We start from the raw sequence: 1,285 nt of genomic DNA, 5'->3' as shown, positions 1-1,285 counted from the left end.
AATAAAGAGGAAATACCCATGGCAAAGGCCAAGTTTGAACGTCTAAAACCACATGTCAACGTTGGTACCATCGGACACGTTGACCACGGTAAAACCACCCTTACCGCTGCTATCGCAACCGTAGCGGCTAAAACTTCAGGCGGCGAAGCCAAAGACTACGCGTCTATTGACTCAGCCCCAGAAGAAAAAGCACGTGGTATCACCATCAACACCTCACACGTAGAATATGACACCGAAGCACGTCACTACGCACACGTTGATTGCCCAGGTCACGCCGATTATGTTAAAAACATGATCACTGGTGCCGCTCAAATGGACGGCGCAATCCTAGTCGTATCAGCGACCGATGGCCCAATGCCACAAACGCGTGAGCACATCTTGCTATCACGTCAGGTTGGCGTACCATACATCATCGTATTCATGAACAAATGCGACATGGTCGATGACGAAGAATTGCTTGAGCTAGTAGAAATGGAAGTTCGTGAACTTCTTAACGACTACGACTTCCCAGGCGACGACACCCCAATCATCAAAGGTTCTGCTACCGAAGCCCTAAAAGGCAACGAAGGCCCATACGGCGAACCAGCAGTTGTTGAACTACTAAACGTACTAGACACCTACATCCCAGAGCCAGAGCGTGACATCGACAAAGCATTCCTAATGCCAATCGAAGACGTATTCTCAATCTCAGGTCGTGGTACCGTCGTAACTGGTCGTGTTGAATCAGGTATCGTACGTGTTGGTGACGAAATTGAAATCGTTGGTATCCGTGACACTCAAAAAACCACCTGTACGGGTGTAGAGATGTTCCGTAAACTGCTTGACGAAGGTCGTGCAGGCGAAAACTGTGGCGTACTACTACGTGGTACTAAGCGTGAAGACGTACAACGTGGCCAAGTACTAGCTAAGCCAGGTTCAATCACCCCGCATACCAAGTTTGACGCAGAAGTATATGTACTGTCAAAAGAAGAGGGTGGTCGTCACACACCATTCCTAAACGGCTATCGTCCACAGTTCTACTTCCGTACCACTGACGTAACTGGCGCAATCCAATTACAAGACGGTACTGAAATGGTAATGCCTGGTGATAACGTTGAGATGGGCGTAGAGCTTATCCACCCAATCGCTATGGACAAAGGCCTACGTTTCGCTATTCGTGAAGGCGGCCGTACTGTAGGCGCTGGTGTTGTTGCTAACGTATTGAACTAAGATTTAACCCACTCAGAGTTATCTGAGAGAGTTAAACCGTAGTCGAAAAGCCATTCTCATAGAGGGTGGCTTTTTT

1 protein-coding gene is annotated in these 1,285 nt (G+C 48.2%); it reads left to right on the top strand.

What is annotated here, in order from left to right:
* The first annotated feature begins 18 nt into the window (after nucleotides 1–18).
* Nucleotides 19–1,209: an elongation factor Tu gene (gene tuf / locus ACTQ9S_RS13730; protein ID WP_068034471.1), complete on the top strand. Its 1,191-nt coding sequence runs from the start codon at nucleotides 19–21 to the stop codon at nucleotides 1,207–1,209.
* The last annotated feature ends 76 nt before the right edge of the window (nucleotides 1,210–1,285 follow it).

The sequence above is a fragment of the Psychrobacter sp. ASPA161_9 genome, from assembly GCF_051970275.1.
In the GTDB taxonomy this organism is placed as follows: domain Bacteria; phylum Pseudomonadota; class Gammaproteobacteria; order Pseudomonadales; family Moraxellaceae; genus Psychrobacter.
This window is presented reverse-complemented; position numbering and strand designations above follow the sequence as displayed.